General features: G+C 60.9%; 12 protein-coding genes, 1 tRNA gene and 1 riboswitch. Of the genes, 7 read left to right on the top strand and 6 right to left on the bottom strand.

Annotation, left to right across the window (positions count from 1 at the left end; translation table 11 throughout):
• Positions 1-785, bottom strand: a 785-nt coding sequence (locus NW845_RS06100; RefSeq protein WP_414377500.1) for a four-carbon acid sugar kinase family protein, incomplete at its 3' end; no start/stop codon positions are given.
• Between the two features lie 255 nt (positions 786-1,040).
• Between NW845_RS06100 and phoU the strand changes: the two genes are divergently transcribed.
• From phoU to clpB, 3 genes are all read left to right on the top strand, one after another.
• Positions 1,041-1,682 (top strand): phosphate signaling complex protein PhoU, encoded by a 642-nt coding sequence (phoU, locus tag NW845_RS06095; protein WP_414377497.1) that lies wholly within the window; start codon positions 1,041-1,043, stop codon positions 1,680-1,682.
• Positions 1,683-1,823: 141 nt separating this feature from the next.
• Entirely contained in the window at positions 1,824-4,037 is a 2,214-nt protein-coding gene (locus tag NW845_RS06090; protein ID WP_414377496.1) for a ribonuclease R family protein, read from the top strand.
• Between the two features lie 173 nt (positions 4,038-4,210).
• Positions 4,211-6,853: an ATP-dependent chaperone ClpB gene (clpB, locus tag NW845_RS06085; RefSeq protein ID WP_414377493.1), complete on the top strand. Its 2,643-nt coding sequence runs from the start codon at positions 4,211-4,213 to the stop codon at positions 6,851-6,853.
• Between the two features lie 5 nt (positions 6,854-6,858).
• Here the strand turns inward: clpB and NW845_RS06080 are convergent, their stop codons facing one another.
• Together NW845_RS06080 and NW845_RS06075 are read right to left on the bottom strand one after the other, a co-directional pair.
• A complete protein-coding gene (locus NW845_RS06080; protein ID WP_414364069.1) occupies positions 6,859-7,260 on the bottom strand; it encodes a SaoD/DsrE family protein in 402 nt (133 codons plus the stop codon).
• 369 nt (positions 7,261-7,629) lie between these two features.
• Positions 7,630-8,952 carry a dihydroorotase gene (locus tag NW845_RS06075; protein ID WP_414377490.1) on the bottom strand — a complete coding sequence of 441 codons (1,323 nt, stop codon included), beginning with the start codon at positions 8,950-8,952 and terminating at the stop codon, positions 7,630-7,632.
• Between the two features lie 267 nt (positions 8,953-9,219).
• Between NW845_RS06075 and NW845_RS06070 the strand changes: the two genes are divergently transcribed.
• From NW845_RS06070 to NW845_RS06055, 4 genes are all read left to right on the top strand, one after another.
• Positions 9,220-9,293 (top strand) — tRNA-Arg (locus NW845_RS06070).
• A gap of 38 nt (positions 9,294-9,331) precedes the next feature.
• A riboswitch (cobalamin riboswitch) is annotated at positions 9,332-9,537 on the top strand.
• A 428-nt stretch (positions 9,538-9,965) separates the two neighbouring features.
• Positions 9,966-12,209: a 5-methyltetrahydropteroyltriglutamate--homocysteine S-methyltransferase gene (gene metE, locus NW845_RS06065; protein ID WP_414377487.1), complete on the top strand. Its 2,244-nt coding sequence runs from the start codon at positions 9,966-9,968 to the stop codon at positions 12,207-12,209.
• A 220-nt stretch (positions 12,210-12,429) separates the two neighbouring features.
• Entirely contained in the window at positions 12,430-13,419 is a 990-nt protein-coding gene (locus NW845_RS06060; protein WP_414377485.1) for a methyltransferase domain-containing protein, read from the top strand.
• 6 nt (positions 13,420-13,425) lie between these two features.
• Positions 13,426-14,670 (top strand): FAD-dependent hydroxylase, encoded by a 1,245-nt coding sequence (locus tag NW845_RS06055; RefSeq protein ID WP_414377482.1) that lies wholly within the window; start codon positions 13,426-13,428, stop codon positions 14,668-14,670.
• On the opposite strand, the gene NW845_RS06050 is transcribed toward NW845_RS06055, so the two are convergent.
• The 3 genes from NW845_RS06050 to NW845_RS06040 all read right to left on the bottom strand — a co-directional run bounded on the left by NW845_RS06050 (position 14,640) and on the right by NW845_RS06040 (position 17,758).
• Positions 14,640-16,355: a helicase HerA domain-containing protein gene (locus NW845_RS06050; protein WP_414377480.1), complete on the bottom strand. Its 1,716-nt coding sequence runs from the start codon at positions 16,353-16,355 to the stop codon at positions 14,640-14,642. The two genes, NW845_RS06055 and NW845_RS06050, sit on opposite strands and share 31 nt — an antisense overlap.
• Positions 16,356-16,371: 16 nt before the next feature.
• A complete protein-coding gene (locus NW845_RS06045; protein ID WP_414377478.1) occupies positions 16,372-17,139 on the bottom strand; it encodes an Ig-like domain-containing protein in 768 nt (255 codons plus the stop codon).
• A 250-nt stretch (positions 17,140-17,389) separates the two neighbouring features.
• The gene (locus NW845_RS06040) at positions 17,390-17,758 is read right to left on the bottom strand and encodes an AbrB family transcriptional regulator (RefSeq protein ID WP_011429082.1); all 369 of its coding nucleotides are present in this window, start codon (positions 17,756-17,758) and stop codon (positions 17,390-17,392) included.
• Positions 17,759-17,771 lie beyond the last annotated feature (13 nt).

Here is a 17,771-nt window from a genome sequence, read left to right as displayed (position 1 = left end):
GGCCTGTCGGAGCGGACAAACTGCGCCATTTGCTCTGGCGGAACCGGCTGCGGCGGCAACTGGGCTAGAGCCGTCAACCGGCTGGCGGCGCTGCGAAACAAAAAGCGCTTCCCCTGCTCCAGAGCCGCCCAAACATCCTGGGCAAAACGGTTCAGATCCGCTTGGGTTTCTCCATCCACCACACAGCAGACATTCCCCTCTAGACCCAAAAGCTGCTCCAGACAGCCGGCGCGGATCTGCTCCAGCGTCAATCGCACCACCTGCTCAGCCCGAATTCGCCCCTGGGTTTTCTCCTGCACATAGTCGGGCAAATAGCTGTGGTGGTAGCCGAACACCGCATCGCGGGCAAACTCCGTTTCATGCACGGGCACCCAGCGGCCCTCCACCCGCAGGTAGTGGACGCTGTCGCGGGTGATGCGCCCTCCCTCAAAAAAAGCCGGCACCAGAAAATGGGCATCAAAAGGCCCCAGCTCCGCCGCCATGACATCGGTTTCCAAGGGGTAGTGCCCGCGCAGCGTCGAGTCGGAGCGGCTGACAAAGAGGGCCCGCTCCCACCCCAGCTCACCCATGTCCTGCTTGAGGGCCCGGCAGACCGACCGCGTCACCTCGGCAGCCTTGGCCGGCGGCAGAGAGCGCGTGTTGGTGAGAATGAAGCGAATTGGCGAGCCATCCTGCAGGCCCAGCTTGACTGTTTCCACATCCCAGCGGGTCAGCAGCAGGCAACTGTGCACGGTCTGGGATCCGGTGGGATCATCATCCAGCACGACAATGGGGGGACGAGTCATCGGAGTTTCTCAGTCGAGAACAACAGCACAGCCCTACGCCTCCAGACGGAGACAACCTCACAACATCCCACCTGCCCGCACCCCCTCCTTATGATCCTCTCCCAAATTGGCCGCTCCCTCGATCCCCATCCTGTTTTTTTCTCTTTTTGAAGAGAAGTTTGCCATGATTGAGATCTACCGGTGCAATTGACTGTCTTTGCGAGCCGCTAATGGGGGCAGCCACTCCCTCCCACCTACATCCATGGGGAAAAAGCCATGGGGCAAGCTGAGCTGCAACTTCAGATCAAGCGGATTCAGCAGGACGTGCTGCGCATGGGGGCGCTGGCGGAAAAATCGCTGGTCTTGGCTCAGCAGGCTCTGTTTGAGCAGAACTTGGCCGCTGCCGAACAGGCCATCACCCAAGACAAGCAGATCGACCGTTTTTATCGTCAAATCGAGAAAGATTGTATTAGCTTGATCGCCTTGCGCTCGCCGGTGGCACAAGATCTGCGCTGGATCAGCGCCCTGATGCAACTGGTGCGGGATCTGGAGCGGATTGGCGACTACGCCAAAGACTTGGCCGAAGTGGCCTTGCGTTTGGCTTTCTACCCGCCGCCGCCGGAGCTGAGGCACATTCGCGTGATGATGCAGCGCTGCCAGAAAATGCTCAGCCATAGCCTGGCGGCCCTGACGGAATTGGATGCCGAGCTGGGCCGACAACTGAAGCGGGAAGACGACGCCGTTGATGAAGACTACACCAACCTCTACAATACGTTGGCGCAGCAGTCTGACATCAGGGGATCGATCGAGCCTATCCTGTTGATGTTGCTGGCGATCCGCTACCTGGAGCGTTTGGCCGACCACTGCACCAATATCGGTCAGCGGGTAGCCTTTATCGTCACCGGCCACCGCGACTAACCCAAGTGGCTGCGCCTGCCCCTCGATCTCGGCTCCCATTCCCCCTGCTTCTTTCCCTTTTTGCCGATACCCGCAATGGATTTCTCTCGGATTTTTCATCACTTTTTCTCTCAACCTGCCGAGCAATGGATCGATAAAGACGTGCTGCTTGCCCTCCTGCCAGCCTCAGACCCAGAAGCGCAGGAAATGCTTGAGATTGCCCTCGATGGTCTGGTGCGGGCAGGATTTCTCGAATGCACAGGGGATCCGCCTCGCTATCGGCGTAAGCCGGATGAATCCTTGGTGGTGGGGCGTTTGCGCTGTTCCAGCAAGGGTTTTTGCTTTGCCGTTCGGGATGAACCGGGGGCAGAGGATGTGTACATCCACGGCAGCAACCTCAGCGGCGCTTGGAACGGCGACCAAGTGATAGCCCGGATTACCAAAGAAGGCAATCGCCGCCGCAGCCCAGAGGGAGAGGTGGTGGCTGTTGTGGAACGGGCCAATCCCACGCTGGTGGGCCGCCTCAAACAGACGGAAGAAGGTTTCCGGGTGGTGCCTCTGGACGACCGGCTGCTGTTCGAGCTGGCCTTGACGGAGGGCTCCCCTGCCGAGCTGGCGGAAGGTCGGGTGGCCTATGTGGAAGTGGAGCGCTACCCGCTGGGCAACCTGCCCCCCGTGGGCACGATTCGCAAGATCTTGGGCAATGGCCCGGAGGCGTCCATCGATGCAGATCTGGTCTGTTGCAAGTACGACCTGCCCCAGGAGTTTCCCCCGGCGGTGCTAGAAGCTGCAGCCGCCCTGCCCAAAAAGCTGAGCCGCTCCGACCAAAAGGGCCGTCGCGATCTGCGGGATTGGTTTTGCATCACACTGGAGCCGCTGGACTTGCAGCACCCCCACGGCCTCGAGCCCAACGTGGCTGTCTCCCTGCAGCGGCAAGAAGAGGGCCACTGGCTACTGGGGGTGCACATTGCCGACGTAGCCCACTGGCTGGATCCGGATCACCCGCTGGAGCAGGAGGCGCAGCGGCGCACCGCCACGGTTTACCTGGATAGCGTGGTGCTGCCCCTTTTTCCGCCGGAAGTGCACAGCCGCCTGGCTCTGTTGCCGCAGCAGGAGCGCTTGGCCTATTCGTTGCTGTTAACCATCGACTCAGACGGGGTGGTACAAAGCTTCGAGATCCATCCCAGCCTGGTGCAGTCGCGGGCTCACCTCTCCTATGGCCAGGTGCAGGCCCTTTTGGCCACCGCTGCAGATCTGGGCCCTGAGGAGGAGGTGCCAGAATTGATGGCCCTGCTGCAAAACCTGCTCCGCCTCAGCCAAATCCTGCGGGTCAAACGTCACCAAGCGGGCGGCTTTGACCTGCCTCTGTTGGATTTGCTCACCCCCCACTCCGCTGACGAGAGCGGCTACGGCCCCCTTTTGATCAGCGATCGCCTCGGCGCCCACGCCCTCATGACCGAGGTGCTGCTGCTGGCCAACCAAACCCTGGGCCACCACCTGCGCCAATTGGGGATCCCTTCTTTGGCCCGCGTGCAGTCCGCCCCCACTGCCGAGGCCCTGCAGAACTTCCTGCGCCTGGCCAACGCCATGAAGCTGGATCTGAACTTGCAGGAGCCGGAGACCGTAACGCTGGCCGATTGGCAGCGGATCTGTGCCCGCATCACCGCCCCCGATGTGTTGGCCGCAGGGACTAGCCCAGCCTTGGTGGCCCAGTTGTTGGCTACTCTGCCCCCCGTCGAGTATTGCCTGCAGCCTTTACAGGAGCCCCTCGGACATTTTGGCCTTGGCCTCAAAGAGCCCTACGCCTCTTTTACTGCCCCTTTGCGCCGCTATGCCGACTTGCTGAATTTGCGTGCTCTGCACCTGGCCTTGAGCAAAGGACGGGATCGCCGCAGCCCGCGCTCCAAAACCGTGGTGGATCTGCATGGCCCCGGCGGCTACGACCAAATTGATTGGCAGGTGCTGCCGCCAAAAGTGCATGAGGAGTGGCAGGCCTTTCTCCAAGCGCAACTGCCCAAAATCCAGGCGGGATATCAGCTCCATCAACAGGCAGAGCGGGAGCTGATGGGCTTGAAGCGGTGCGAGTTCATGCAGAAACACCTGGGGGAGACCTTCCCCGGCCTGATTGTCAGCGTCCAGAACTACGGCTTTTTTGTGCAGGTGGATCCCATCTTGGCGGAAGGTTTGGTGCGGGTGAGCACCCTGAAAAACGATTGGTACGAGTACCGCAAACAAGCCCTGGTGGGGCGAAAAACCCGGCGCCAGTTCCGCCTGGGGGATCGGGTGGAGGTGCAGATAAAGAACGTGGATTACTACCGTCAGCAAATTGACCTGACAGTGGTAGGCGAAGGGCGGCCCTATGAGGAGGAGGAATAAGGCGGGGATCCCTCCATCGATCGAGGGCAAAGGGGGCGGTTGTTGCGAACTCTGGCGCGGCCAAAATGGGCGATACCTGAATTATCGGGATCCCTTTTCCCAAGCGGGGGCTGAGATGTCCGCTTCCCCTGCTGTCTTCCTATACACTGTAGTAAAAAACCTGCCGAACTTCTATGCAGCCCACCAATCCCAACCAATTTACCGAGAAAGCCTGGAGCGCCATTGTCCAATCCCAAGATGTAGCTCGGCGGCACCAGCAGCAACAGTTGGAAACCGAGCACCTGCTGATCTCCCTTCTGGATCAGGAGGGAGGGCTTACCCAGACCATTTTGCAGCGGGCCGGCATCGATCCAAGGCTGGTGCGGGATAGAGTGGAGAGCTTTATCAACCAGCAGCCCAAGCTGGCGCGGGTGGATCAGCTCTACCTGGGCCGCGGCCTGGAGACCACGCTGGATCGGGCTGAAGAGTTTCGCAAAGAATACGAAGACGACTTCATTTCGGTAGAGCACTTGCTTTTGGGATCCCTGGACGATGAGCGGGTGGGCAAGCGGGTTCTAGCACCCCTAGGTTTGACCGTCGAGCGCCTCAAACCCGTTATCCAACAAGTGCGGGGCAAACAGCGGGTTACCGACAAAAACCCTGAGTCCCGCTACGAGGCCCTGGAGCGCTATGGCCGCGACTTGACCAAGGCCGCCCGCGAAGGGAAGCTGGATCCAGTGATCGGGCGGGACGACGAGATCCGCCGCGTCGTTCAGGTGCTCTCCCGCCGCACCAAAAACAACCCGGTGCTCATCGGCGAACCCGGCGTGGGGAAAACCGCCATTGTCGAAGGTCTCGCTCAACGCATCAACCGGGGAGATGTGCCGGAGTCGTTGAAAAACCGGCGGGTGATCGCCCTGGACATGGGCTCCTTGATTGCTGGCGCCAAGTACCGCGGTGAGTTTGAAGACCGCCTCAAAGCTGTGCTCAAGGAGGTTACCGAATCGGAAGGGCAGATCATCCTCTTCATCGACGAGCTGCACACCGTGGTCGGGGCGGGGGCTGCCGAGGGGGCGATGGATGCCGGCAACCTGCTCAAGCCGATGCTGGCCCGGGGTGAATTGCGCTGCATTGGCGCCACCACCCTGGATGAGTACCGCAAACACATCGAAAAAGACGCCGCCCTGGAGCGCCGCTTCCAGCCGGTGTATGTGGATCAGCCCTCCGTAGAAGACACCATCTCCATCCTGCGCGGCCTCAAAGAGCGCTACGAGCTGCACCACGGGGTCAAGATCAGCGACTCGGCCTTGGTGGCGGCAGCCGTTCTCTCCAACCGCTACATCTCCGAGCGCTTCCTGCCCGACAAGGCCATCGACCTGGTGGACGAAGCGGCAGCCAAGCTCAAGATGGAGATCACCTCCAAACCCGTCGAATTGGATGAAATCGACCGGCGCATCATGCAACTGCAGATGGAGGAGCTCTCCCTTAAGAAGGAAGACGACCCCGCCTCCAAGGAGCGCCTGGGCAAAATTGAGCAGGAGCTGGCCAACCTGATGGAGCGGCAGCGGGAGCTGAGTGCCCGTTGGCAGATGGAAAAAGACGCCATCGAGCGGCTGCAAAGCCTCAAAGCTGAGCGGGATGCCGTCAAGCTGCAGATTGAACAGGCAGAACAAAAATATGACCTCAACCGCGCTGCCGAGCTCAAGTACGGCAAGCTGATGGAGCTGGAGCGGCAGATCCAAGAGCAGGAGGCCCACCTGGCCAAGCTGCAGGCCAACGGTGAGCCCTTGCTGCGGGAGCAGGTGACGCCCGAAGACATTGCCGAGATCGTCTCCCGCTGGACCGGGATCCCGGTCACCAGCTTGATGGAGTCGGAAAAGCAAAAGCTGCTGCGCCTGGAAGCCCACTTGCACCAGCGGGTGGTGGGCCAGGACGAAGCGGTAGCCGCCGTAGCCGCTGCCATTCGGCGGGCCCGGGCCGGCCTCAAGGATCCCAATCGGCCCATTGGCTCGTTCCTGTTCATGGGGCCCACCGGCGTCGGGAAGACCGAGCTGGCTCGCGCCTTGGCGGAGTTCCTCTTCGATACCTCCGAGGCGATGGTGCGCATCGACATGTCCGAGTACATGGAGAAGCACTCTGTCTCCCGCTTGATTGGGGCTCCGCCGGGCTATGTGGGCTACGAAGAAGGGGGGCAGCTCTCGGAAGCGGTGCGGCGCCGTCCCTACTCGGTGGTGCTCTTTGACGAGGTGGAGAAAGCTCACCCCGATGTCTTCAACATCCTGCTGCAGGTGCTGGACGATGGCCGCATCACCGACTCCCAGGGGCGGACGGTGGACTTCAAGAACACCATCATCATCATGACCAGCAACATCGGCAGCGAGCTGATTCTGGAAATCGGGGGCGATGAAAGCCGCTACGAGGAGATGAAAACTCAGGTGCTGGCTATGCTGCGGCACCACTTCCGGCCGGAGTTCCTCAACCGCGTGGATGAACTCATCATCTTCCACGCCCTCACCAAAGCGCAGATTCGCCAGATCGTCAGCCTGCAGATGCGGCGGGTGGAGCAGTTGCTGGCGGATCAGCAGATTGAGATTGTCCTCACCGAAGAGGCCAAGGACTACCTGGCCGAGCTGGGCTACGATCCCGTGTTTGGGGCCCGACCCCTCAAGCGGGTCATCCAGCGGGAGATCGAAAACCCCCTCGCCACCAAGCTGCTGGAAAACGAGTTCCTGCCCGGCGACCGCATCCTGGTGGATGTGGCCAATGAGCGGCTGGTCTTCCGCAAGATTGGCTCTCAGCCCAGCCAAGAGCCGCCTGCTGCCGTAGCCGTCAGCTAAGTCGGTTAGAGGCTAATTACCTGGTCAGGTGGGTTGTCTTTTAAGGCCGCGTAGAGGTCGGGAAAGCAGCCCACCTGCACGCCTTTGACCACATTCTTGGGAACACAATAGCCCGGCTCCTTGCGCCCCTGGCCCTTTGAGTCGCACCACTTGGGTTCCCCTTCCGCCAGGTTGCGCTCCAGGGCGCACAGGTCACACATCATCAGCAAAATCTTTTGCGCTTCGGCAATCTTGGCCAGGCGCTCGCCAATGGGATCCCCCTGCCGCAAGACAAAGCAGTTGTCGTCAAAAAAGAACATGCCCACCACTTCCGCGCCGTGTACCCCCGCTTCTAGCTGCGGCAGGATCATCTGGCCCAGCTTGTAGGTGCCGCCGCGAGGAGTGATGAAGACGTAGGCAACTTTCATGGCCGCTCCTTAGGTGTTTTCCAACTTGATTATCATCGATTATCGCTTTCAAAGTAGCACAGCTTACTGAAAGGGCGTAAGACACTCCCCAAGCATTCCTCGCCACTATCCTCGCCCCCAGCCCCTCTCCCAGCCCTCACCCCCGGCCCCTCTCCCAGAGGGAGAGGGGAGTTAGAGCGGCGCGTTCGCGACAGCGTTGCGTAGCAATAACGACGTAACGAACCGCTTCATTGCATGACTATAAGACTATAAACTGAGATGGGATCTGGAGCTCTGCTCCTCTTGCCTAGGCAGGGAGAAGCCGAAGCAGCTCAGTGTTCAACCGCCATCTTGAAAGGTTTGAAAGGTGCAACCTCGAAGGGGATCCCCCTAGCGCCGAAAGGTTAGTGCCTGGCCGCGCACCGAGGGATCCACCTGACCGTTTTGAAAGGCGATCTGCCCGCCCACAATTGTGAGCAGCGGCCAGCCCACCAGCTCCCAGCCCTCAAACGGGCTCCAGCCGCATTTGGTGAGCAGCTCTTCCCGGCGCACCGGCTGAGGCGTGTGGCGATCCACCAATACCAGATCGGCATCGTAGCCCACCTGCAGCCGCCCCTTGTTGGGGATCCCGTAGAGGCGGGCCGGCGCCTCGCACATCCACTGCACCACCTGGCGCAGGGTACAGCGGCCCTGCTGGGCTGCGGTCAGCATCAGGGGCAAGGCCGTCTCCACACCGGGCATGCCAGAGGGGGAGTGGGGGTAGGGCTGGGCCTTTTCGGCCAGGGTGTGGGGGGCATGGTCGGTGGCGATGCAATCAAGGATGCCGTCGTGTAGCCCCTGCCAGAGCTGGTTCAGGTTAGCCGGATCCCGCAGCGGCGGGTTCATCTGGACGAGGGATCCCAGGCGGGCGTAGTCGGCGGTGCTGAGCAGCAGGTGCTGAGGGGTGACCTCGGCGCTAACCCAGGCGGGTTTGTGCTGGCGCAGCAGCTCCACCTCCAGGCCGGTGGAGAGGTGCAAAATGTGCAGGCGGTGGCGGTAGCGGGTGGCCAAGTCCAAAGCCCGTTGCGAGGCAATCAGCGCGGCTTCTTCATCCTGAATCAGGGAGTGAACCGCCACATCTGTACGTCCGGCAAAGAGGGCCCGCCGGGCTTGAATCCGCGAGTGATCTTCAGCGTGGACGGCGATAACAAAATTGGGATCCGTCTCGGCAAAGATCCGCTCTAATGCCGCTTGGTCATCCACCAGCAAGGGGCCATGCATGGATCCCATGAAGATCTTGATGCCGCAAGCCCCTTGCACTGTTTGCAGCTCTTTGAGGTTATCGGCGGTGGCCCCGATGAAAAAGCCGTAGTTGACCACGCACTTGCTGGCGGCCCGGGCCAACTTGTCATCCAGCGTTGCCTGGTCGATCGTCAGCGGATCCGTATTGGGCATCTCGAGAAAGCTGGTTACCCCACCGCGAGCGCAGGCCCAGGATCCCGTCTGTAGGTCTTCTTTGTGCTCCCGGCCCGGCTCGCGAAAGTGAACCTGGGGGTCGATCACCCCCGGCATGAGGGTATGGCCCTCCGCGTCGATAACCCTAGCCACCCCTTCTGCCGAGAGACTCTGGCCGATTTGGGCAATGCGCCCCTCCCGCACCAGCACATCTCCCAGCCAGGGATCCCCTTCCGGCACCAATAGCTCCGCATTGCGGATCAGCAGACTGTCAGACAAAGCGCCCCCGAGACAACGCTAATTTCCCAGCCAGAATATTCAGAATACTTTATCAAAATACCTTGGAAGACTGGCCGCCAATCCGGCACCTCACTTCCGACTCAGCGCTGTCGCGACAGCGCAAAAGGGCTTTGACTTGACATCCCCTCCACGGCTGCGGCTGGCTTCCAGGCAAAGGTCTAGACGGCTCTTTCTGGTAATCTAAGTTGGGGGGTCTAAGATCGGTAGGTGTTGCCCAGTTTCCCTTGCTCCATTCTCTCTTTGCCTGGGGCTGTAGCTCAGATGGATAGAGCAAGCGCCTCCTAAGCGCTAGGTCGGCGGTTCAAATCCGCCCAGTCCCGTCTAAGTGAGTAGCTACTAGCTCCTCCAAGCTGGTGGTAGGATGTAGTCTACTGCCGGTTCTGACGGGGATCAGCCGTCAGAGGCAACGGGGAAAGTGCAGTGAGAATCTGCCGCTGTCCCGCAGCTGTGAGCCGGTTTTGGATCGGGGATCCCTAGTTGTTGTTGCAAAAGCCCTTGACGACGCAAGCCAGCCCCTCCAAAACTGAGCAAGTCAGAATGCCCGCCGGCGGTTTTTCCCTAGTTCACCATATCTGCGAGGTACAGATATGCTTCCCATTTTGACGTTGGCCCGTTCCCGTCCCGAAGTTTTTTCATCGGCCTGCTTACGGATTTTCGACGCTCTTGGAGCGTAGGCACTAAGTCAAAAGCGCAGACAAGAGAGCTAAGCAGTTGGCTCAGGGGCAGCTAACTCTTGGAGGACGTTTTCTTGCTTTGGTTGCGCAAAAGAGTCCTCTAAGCACCCTCCTGTGCCGAGTGGGCCAGCCGATAGGTTGAGGAACGCCTTGACAGCTACAGCAGGTTTCCTGGCCTAGAGAAAACCTTCTGCCGGGATCCCACCGATAGGCATGTCGGCGGCCATTTCTTGCTGCCTAGGTTGGATGACAACCGGCTGTACAAAGCCAACTGGCGGCAACCTCAATTACCGAATTCAGTTCAGGAGACAGTACCTTATGGCCATCGAAACCCAAACCCTCGGCTATGCCCGCATGGGCAAGCGCCGCGAGCTGAAGAAAGCGCTGGAAGCCTTTTGGAGCGGCACCCTGGAGGCGGAGGCCTTGTCAGCAACGCTCCAGGAGCTAGAGGCACAGGTCTGGGGGGTACAGCTTCAGGCTGGCATCGACCACATTGCAGTAGGAGATCAAACCCTCTACGACCATGTTTTGGACTGGGCCACCTGGCTGGGGCTGATTCCCTCCCGGTTTCAGAGCTTATCAGGCCTGGAGCGCTACTTTGCCATGGCGCGGGGACGGGAGGGCCTGCCCGCCTTGGAAATGACCAAGTGGTTCGACACCAACTACCACTACCTGGTGCCGGAAATTGAGGCCGACGCGATCCCTCAGGCCCATTTCGATGACTTCCTGGCCACAGTGCGGCGGGCGCAAGGGATCCTAGGAAACCGCACCAGCCCCGTCCTCCTCAGTCCGGTTACCCTTCTTGCTCTAAGCCAGCGCTCTGGCGAGTTGCGGGGAGATCTGGAGAAGCTGCTTCCTCTCTACGAGGAGCTGCTGCAGGAGCTGCAGCGACTGGGAATCCGGGAAGTGCAAGTCCATGAGCCCATCTTGGTGACGAGCGAAGGCGACAGTCTCCGGGAAGCGGTGGAGCAGACCTACCGCCGGCTGGCTCGGTTGGGGATCCCTGTCCACTTGGTTACCTACTTTGACGACTTGGGGGAGACTTACCCCTGGGTGGTGGAGCTGCCGCTAGCCGGCCTCAGCCTCGACTTCACCCGCGGCCACAACCTGGAACTGGTCAGAGCCCACGGCTTCCCCGCCGATAAGATCCTAGGGGCGGGGGTAGTGGACGGGCGCAATGTCTGGCAGATCCAGCCCAAGGCCGTTCTGGCCACTCTGCAAGAGCTGCAAGCCCTAGCCCCCAACCTGCGGGTGCAGCCTTCTTGCTCGCTCCAGTTTGTGCCCCACGACGCTGCTCTGGAAACCCACCTGCCAGAGCCTTTGCGCAATGTTCTCAGCTTTGCCGAGCAGAAGCTGGCCGAAGTGGTTCTGCTCGCTCGCACCCTCAACGGCGAAGACACCGCTGCCCAGCAGAACAAGCTGGAACAGCAGTGGCAGGCCTTCCAGGACTTCAATCCCCCCAACCTTGCGGTGCGCCAGGCCTTGGCCAACCTGACGGCGCAGGACTTCCAGCGCTCCCTTCCCTACGAGCAGCGTATAGGCCGGCAGGTCAAGCTGCCACCGCTGCCCACTACCACCATCGGTTCTTTTCCCCAAACCCCCGAAGTCCGGCAGTGGCGGGTCAAGTACAAAAAGGGCGAGATCTCCCAGGCCGAATACGAGGCCGCTATCGACGCCGAAATTGCCAGGTGCATCCGCATTCAAGAAGAAATTGGCCTGGATGTGCTGGTGCATGGCGAGTTCGAGCGCACCGACATGGTGGAATACTTTGCCCAGCAACTGCAGGGCTTTGCCTTTACCGAGCACGGCTGGGTGCAGAGCTATGGCAGCCGCTGCGTGCGTCCCCCCATTCTCTACGGCGATGTGTCTCGCCCTTGCCCCATGACGGTGCGGGAGTTTAAGGTGGCCCAATCTCTAACCCAAAAGCCGGTTAAGGGGATGCTCACCGGGCCGGTAACCATGCTCAACTGGTCCTTCCCCCGCGTTGACCTTTCCCGCCGCGAGCAAGCCTTGCAAATTGCCTTGGCCCTGCGGGCAGAGGTGGCCGACTTAGAAGCTGCCGGAGCCGTAATGGTACAGGTGGACGAGCCAGCGCTGCGGGAGGGTCTACCCTTGAAAAAAGAGCGCTGGCCGGAGTACTTAAGCTGGGCGGTGGAGGCCTTCCGACTGGCTACCGCTGGCGCCAAGCCCGAAACCCAGATCCACACTCACATGTGCTACTCGGAGTTCGGGGACATCATCGAGCACATCGAGCGGCTGGACGCCGACGTTCTCTCGATCGAAAACAGCCGCAGCAGCAACAAAACCTTGCTGCAGATCGCCCAAGCGGGCTATCGCCACCAGGTGGGCAACGGCGTTTACGACGTCCACAGCCCGGCGGTGCCCGACACCGAGCAGATTCTCCAGCAACTGCGCCTGGGAGTGGCTCACTTGCCGCTAGAACAAACCTGGGTCAACCCCGACTGCGGCCTAAAAACCCGCCGCTGGGAGGAGGTGATCCCTGCCCTGAGGAACATGGTGGCAGCCACTCAGCGCCTAAGGGAGGAGCTCCAGGCCACCTAGCCCCCGGCGAGATCCCTCAGGCCAACGCTCCCTCCGCCGGCAACCGACCATTTGGGGCTACGACAGCCCCAGCCCGCCTGGCGGCTGGCCAATAGGGCAAGATGGAATTGTCTCGTCACTCCGCTGGATCGACAGACCCAGGGAGGGATCCCTTGCTTGCCCCCTTGCCACCGAAGGAACGATAATCGTCGTCGTCTCCAGCCATATTGACATCATTCTGATGAATCCGACACTTTGGGTTTTTTGGGGCCTAGTCCTGCTGCTGGTCGTGGGCCTGGCAGCCTACCTGCTAACCGCCCGCAAGTACCGATCTCCTGAATCGGTAGCCCGCGCCTACGACGAGTGGACCCGCGATGGGATCCTGGAGTTCTACTGGGGCGAGCACATTCACCTCGGCCACTACGGATCCCCGCCGCGGCGGAAGAACTTCATCCAAGCCAAGTACGACTTTGTCCACGAGATGGTGCGCTGGGGCGGGCTGGATCGGCTGCCACCGGGGACGACGGTGCTGGATGTAGGTTGCGGCATCGGCGGTAGTTGTCGCCTCTTGGCCCGCGACTACGGCTTTGTCGTAACCGGCATCACCATCAGCCCGCAGCAGGTGCAGCGGGCCCAAGAGCTCACCCCCCCCGATCTCCCCGTCCGGTTTCAGGTAGCGGATGCCCTCAATCTGCCCTTTCCCGACGCCAGCTTTGATGTGGTCTGGTCCATCGAAGCGGGGCCCCACATGCCGGACAAGGCCCGCTACGCCAGCGAGATGCTGCGGGTGCTCAAGCCGGGAGGCATCTTGGTAGTGGCGGACTGGAACCAGCGGGACGACCGTCAAAAGCCCCTCAACTTCTGGGAGCGGCTGGTGATGCGGCAGTTGTTGGATCAGTGGTCGCACCCCGCTTTTTCCAGCATCGAGGGGTTTGCTGAACAGTTGCAAGCCACCGGGCTGGTGGAAGGGCAGGTGGAAACCGCCGACTGGACGCAAGAGACCCTTCCTTCTTGGCTGGATTCCATCTGGCAGGGGGTTGTCCGTCCCGAAGGGTTGCTGAAGTTTGGCTTGGTAGGCTTGATTAAGTCGCTGCGGGAGGTGCCCACCTTCTTGCTCATGCGCCTGGCCTTCGGCACCGGCCTCTGCCGCTTTGGCATGTTCCGGGCAGTGCGGGCCGCCACGCCGGCAAACTCCGCCTCCCCAGAAGTAGTTGGCCACAGCACCCAATGAGAGACAATGACGCTCCTTGCTCCCCCTCCGGAGACCCTAGACGCCCTCTACGACGTGATCATCGTTGGCGGCGGCATTGCGGGCTTAACCCTAGCTTGTGCCCTGCAGGGATCCGGCTTGCGCTTGGCCCTCATTGAGGCCCAGTCGGCTGAGGCAGTTAGGCAGCGCCCCTTGGCCTATGCCCTTTCGCCGCTCTCGATCCGCATCTTTCGGGCCATCGGGGTGTGGGAGGCGCTGGCTCCCCACATCACACCCTTTGCCCAGGTGATTCTGACCGACGCCAACGCTCCCCAGCGGGTGACGTTTAGGCCGGAGGATGTGGGGGAAACGGCAGTTTTCTACTGCGGCGAACATGGCTGGCTGCAGCAGGTGCTCCAGGAGCGGGTAGCCGCCGATCCCCAGATCACCTGCTACTACGAAGCCAGGGTGGAGAGGGTCATCTATGGAAAGGCCGCGGCTGAGGTGGAGCTGGAAACAACCCAAGGCTGGCGCCGGCTGGCCGCCGCTCTGGTGGTGGCTGCCGACGGCCTGCGCTCCCAGGTGCGCCAGGGGGCAGGGATCCCTAGCGACGGCTGGGACTACTGGCAGTCGTGTATCACCGCCCTGGTGGCCCCTGCCCAAGATCACCAAAACATTGCCTACGAACGCTTCTGGCCTGCTGGCCCCTTCGCCATCCTGCCCCTGCCCGGCAATCGCTGCCAAGTGGTCTGGATCCTGCCCCATGAGCAGGCCAAGGCTACCCTGGCGCTCCCCCAGGCCGACTTCTTGGCCGAGATGCAGCGCTACTATGGCCCTCAGGGCGGCGGCCTTACTTTGTTGAACTCCCCCCAGCTCTTCCCGGCTCGCCTGCGGCAGAGCCGCCGCTACTATCAGCACCGCCTGGCATTGGTGGGGGATGCAGCTCACCACTGCCATCCAGTGGCGGGCCAAGGGCTGAACCTCGGCATCCGCGATGCCGCCGCCTTGGCCCAGGTGCTGCTGGAGGCTTACAGACGGCACGAGGATTTGGGAGATGTCAAAGTCCTGTGCCGCTACGGCCGCCGGCGCCGCTGGGAAAACTGGCTGGTGCTGCTCTTTACGGATCTACTGACCCGCACCTTCTCCAACTCCTACTGGCCCCTAGTGGTCTTGCGGCGCTTGGTCTTGCAAGGAATGATCCTCTTCCCACCGCTGCGGCGCTTTTTGCTGCGCCTGATGACTGGCCTCTGGGGAAGCTCTCCCTACAGCCCCAGTTCCTCCTTGGCCTTTTGAGCTGCCCAAAGCACCTCCGCATCGGCAGCCGCTGACCAGTCGGGATCGGCGATCTGGGCGTAGAACTTTTCGTCATAGGGGCGAGTTTGCACCACCACCGGCATGGGCACGGCGTGGCCGAGGATCAGGGCCTGCTGTTTCGAATCCAACTTGGCCAGCACCGTTTTCAAGTTCTGGCTGCCCGCTACCCCTGTAAAGACAGCTTCGATATCCTGCTCGTCGTTGAGGAGGGCCGTGATGCGGGTGCCCAACTGCGACATCACCTCGCTGTCGATACTGGAAGGGCGCTGATCCACCACCAGCAGTGTCACAAAGTACTTGCGCATCTCGCGGGCAATAGTGCCGAAAATGGTCTGCTTGGCTGCCCGCGGATCCAGGAAGCGGTGCGCTTCCTCGATGGTGATGCACAGTTGCCGGGGCCGGTCGAGGGGATTTTTGGACTGCAGGTACCGCTCTGTCTGCTGCACATAGGCCTGGTGGATGCGGCGGGTGATCACGTTGGCTGCCAGCATGTAGGAAAGCAGGTTGGACTGGGCTCCAAACTCGATCACCACGTGAATGCCGCGGCTAAGGGCCTCCAGGATCTCGCCGATGTAGTTGCGGGGCAGACTGTTGCGGATGTACCTGAGGTCGTCGAGGCGGGTCAGCTTGCGCTGCAGGGCTAGGATGGAGGCCTTGTTGCCCATCCTCTGTTCGCAAAACTCTTGGATCTCGGCGTTGGAGAGGCTCAAGAGCCGGTTAATCCAGTCGCGGCCAAACTCGTTGCGCAGGATAATGGCGTTTTCTAGGCTGGCCTCGGAGAGGTTGAGCTCCTCCGCCAACAGGGCCAGATCTTCCACCTCGATCTGGTTGTAGGCAATGAAGAGTTCACGGGCATCCCGCACCCCTCGCCGCTGGGTGGAATCAGGATCCAAGGTATAAATTTGCACCTGGCCGGGGAAGAGCTGCCGCAGCCCCTTGACGGTAGTGGCCTGCCTATCCTCGCTGGCCGCCTCCCAGCCATACTCAGAGTGCATATCAAAAATTAGGTTCACCGCCGCCCGTTTGCGGATGATGCCCGCCAGGAGCAGGCGGGCCAGGAAGGATTTGCCGGTGCCGGACTTGCCGAAAATGCCGTTGCTGCGCTCCACCCAGCGATCCAAATCCAGACAAATGGGCACCGCCATGTCCAGAGGCTGACCGATGGCAAAGTTGCGCCGAGTTGGATCCTCTTCCCAGCCAAAGACGGTGCGAAAGTCCAGCTCCCGCGCTTCGTACACCTGGGAAAAGTGGGCCGGCACTGTTTTCACCGGCAGCAGCTCCATCGCCTCAGCACCAGGAAGGGCGGGGCCGCCATCTTCTGGCCGGTTGGGATCAATGAGGGGGTACAGCCTTTCCCCTTCCGTCTGCCGCGGCACCAACATCAGCATTGGCGTGAGGGCGATAACCCCGTAGGTGCCGGTACCCGCCAGCACCTCCTGCAGCAGGGTCTCTTCCGGGCGGGGGGGGTTGACCAGGATCTGGGGGTTGCTGGTTGCTAACGTAACGTCGGTGAGCAGGCCAAAGAAGCGGTGGCGCTCCCCTTGAATCACCACAAACTTGCCCACCCGCAGGTCTTCTACCGAAACGCCAGGGTTGAGGCGAGCTTCCAAGCCCCGACTCAGGGATCCCTGAATCACCGTGGCCAAAGGTTGGGGAGCGGTCATAGCGGTGAGACTAGTTCTAGGCACGGGCGCTGGTGCGGGGGGCGCCATCCTGCACAATCCAGGTGCGGACAATCTCCACCTCCTCCGGCGTCCAAAAGCCCAGACGGGAGAGGGGCAGCCCACGGGCTTGGATGTAGGCGATCTCGGGGGATCCGCCGCGGGCCTGAGAGCGGTTGGGATTGTTGGCGTTGAGAAGGGTGGCGTGGCGGCGGGTCCAGCGGGGAGCGATCAACTCGCTGTTGGGATCCCCTGGCTTGACGTAGGCCAGAACCGCCTCGTAGCTATCCAGCAACTGGGTGCGCTGTCGCCCCGCCGGCTGGTGACAGCCAACACAACTGGCCTCCAGCAGCGGTTTGATGTCCCGCTCGTCAGTAAACTGCAGCTCGGTGCGAAAGCGCAGTTGGATGGCCTGCTCCAGCGGCAGCCCCTCCTGGGGGGCAAGCGTAAGGGTGTAGTCGGTGCTGAAGCGCAAGGGATCTCGAGACTTAAGCAACAACTCGTCTCCCTGCACGTCGAAAACGACCGCTGCCGGCGGCTCCAACTGAACCACCAGCCGTTGTAGACTGGGATCCAGTGGCCGATTGAATTGCAGCCGTAGGCTCCCGTCCCCAAAAACGTCCTGCTGCTCAGGAGCTGGCTGCGAGGAGACCCACTGCAGCGGCGCATTTGACTGCGACTCAACCTGCAGATGAGGCTGGACGGCCCAAAACACCACTGCCAACACCACCAATCCCACCCAAGTTTGCCAGCGGCGAGCCAGGTTCTGTGCAGTTGAAGTGTACATTGCCGCCGCCCTCATGAACTTTAACTTTTGTCAGAATAACGAAGCCCTCTGTGCTTTAGCCATCAATTGATACCTATTGATACAAACAGCTAGGGATCCTCAACGAATACGAGGATCCCTTGTCTGCCTAAAAGCAGTATGACGATGGAGGGAAAGAAGCATCTCGCCCTTCCCTAACCATCGAGGGCTTTACCCAAGCTGAAACGCTGTTATCAGCAGAGAGAACCTCGACAAGGCAGGCGACAGGAAATCAGTCGATGCGCTCTAGCTTGATGTTGTGGTGGCCCAACTTGATCTCGAACTGATCCCCGGGCTTGAGGCCCATCTTCTTGGTGTAGGCAGCTCCGATGAGGAGGTTGCCATTCTTGTGAACCGAAACGCGGTAAGTCGGAGCCCGACCGCGGGAACCGTTCTCATCACTAGCATCGAGATCCACACCGACTGCCTTCAGCAAGGCGTTGTTGAACTGCATCAGATTCACTCGCTCCTGACCATTCTTGGTATAGGTGACGTAGCCACAGGCGCGAGCTTTTTCCTTGCGATCCGCATTTCCCATCGAAGTTACCTTGTCGAGGAGCTCTTGGCCAGTGAGTGGTTTTGGTTTACCGGTCGTAGTCATATCAAGATGGTTC

The sequence above is a fragment of the Synechococcus sp. H60.2 genome (assembly GCF_047462315.1).
Taxonomy (GTDB): domain Bacteria; phylum Cyanobacteriota; class Cyanobacteriia; order Thermostichales; family Thermostichaceae; genus Thermostichus.
The sequence above is the reverse complement of the archived record's forward strand: the minus strand, read 5'-3'. Positions and strand labels throughout refer to the sequence as shown.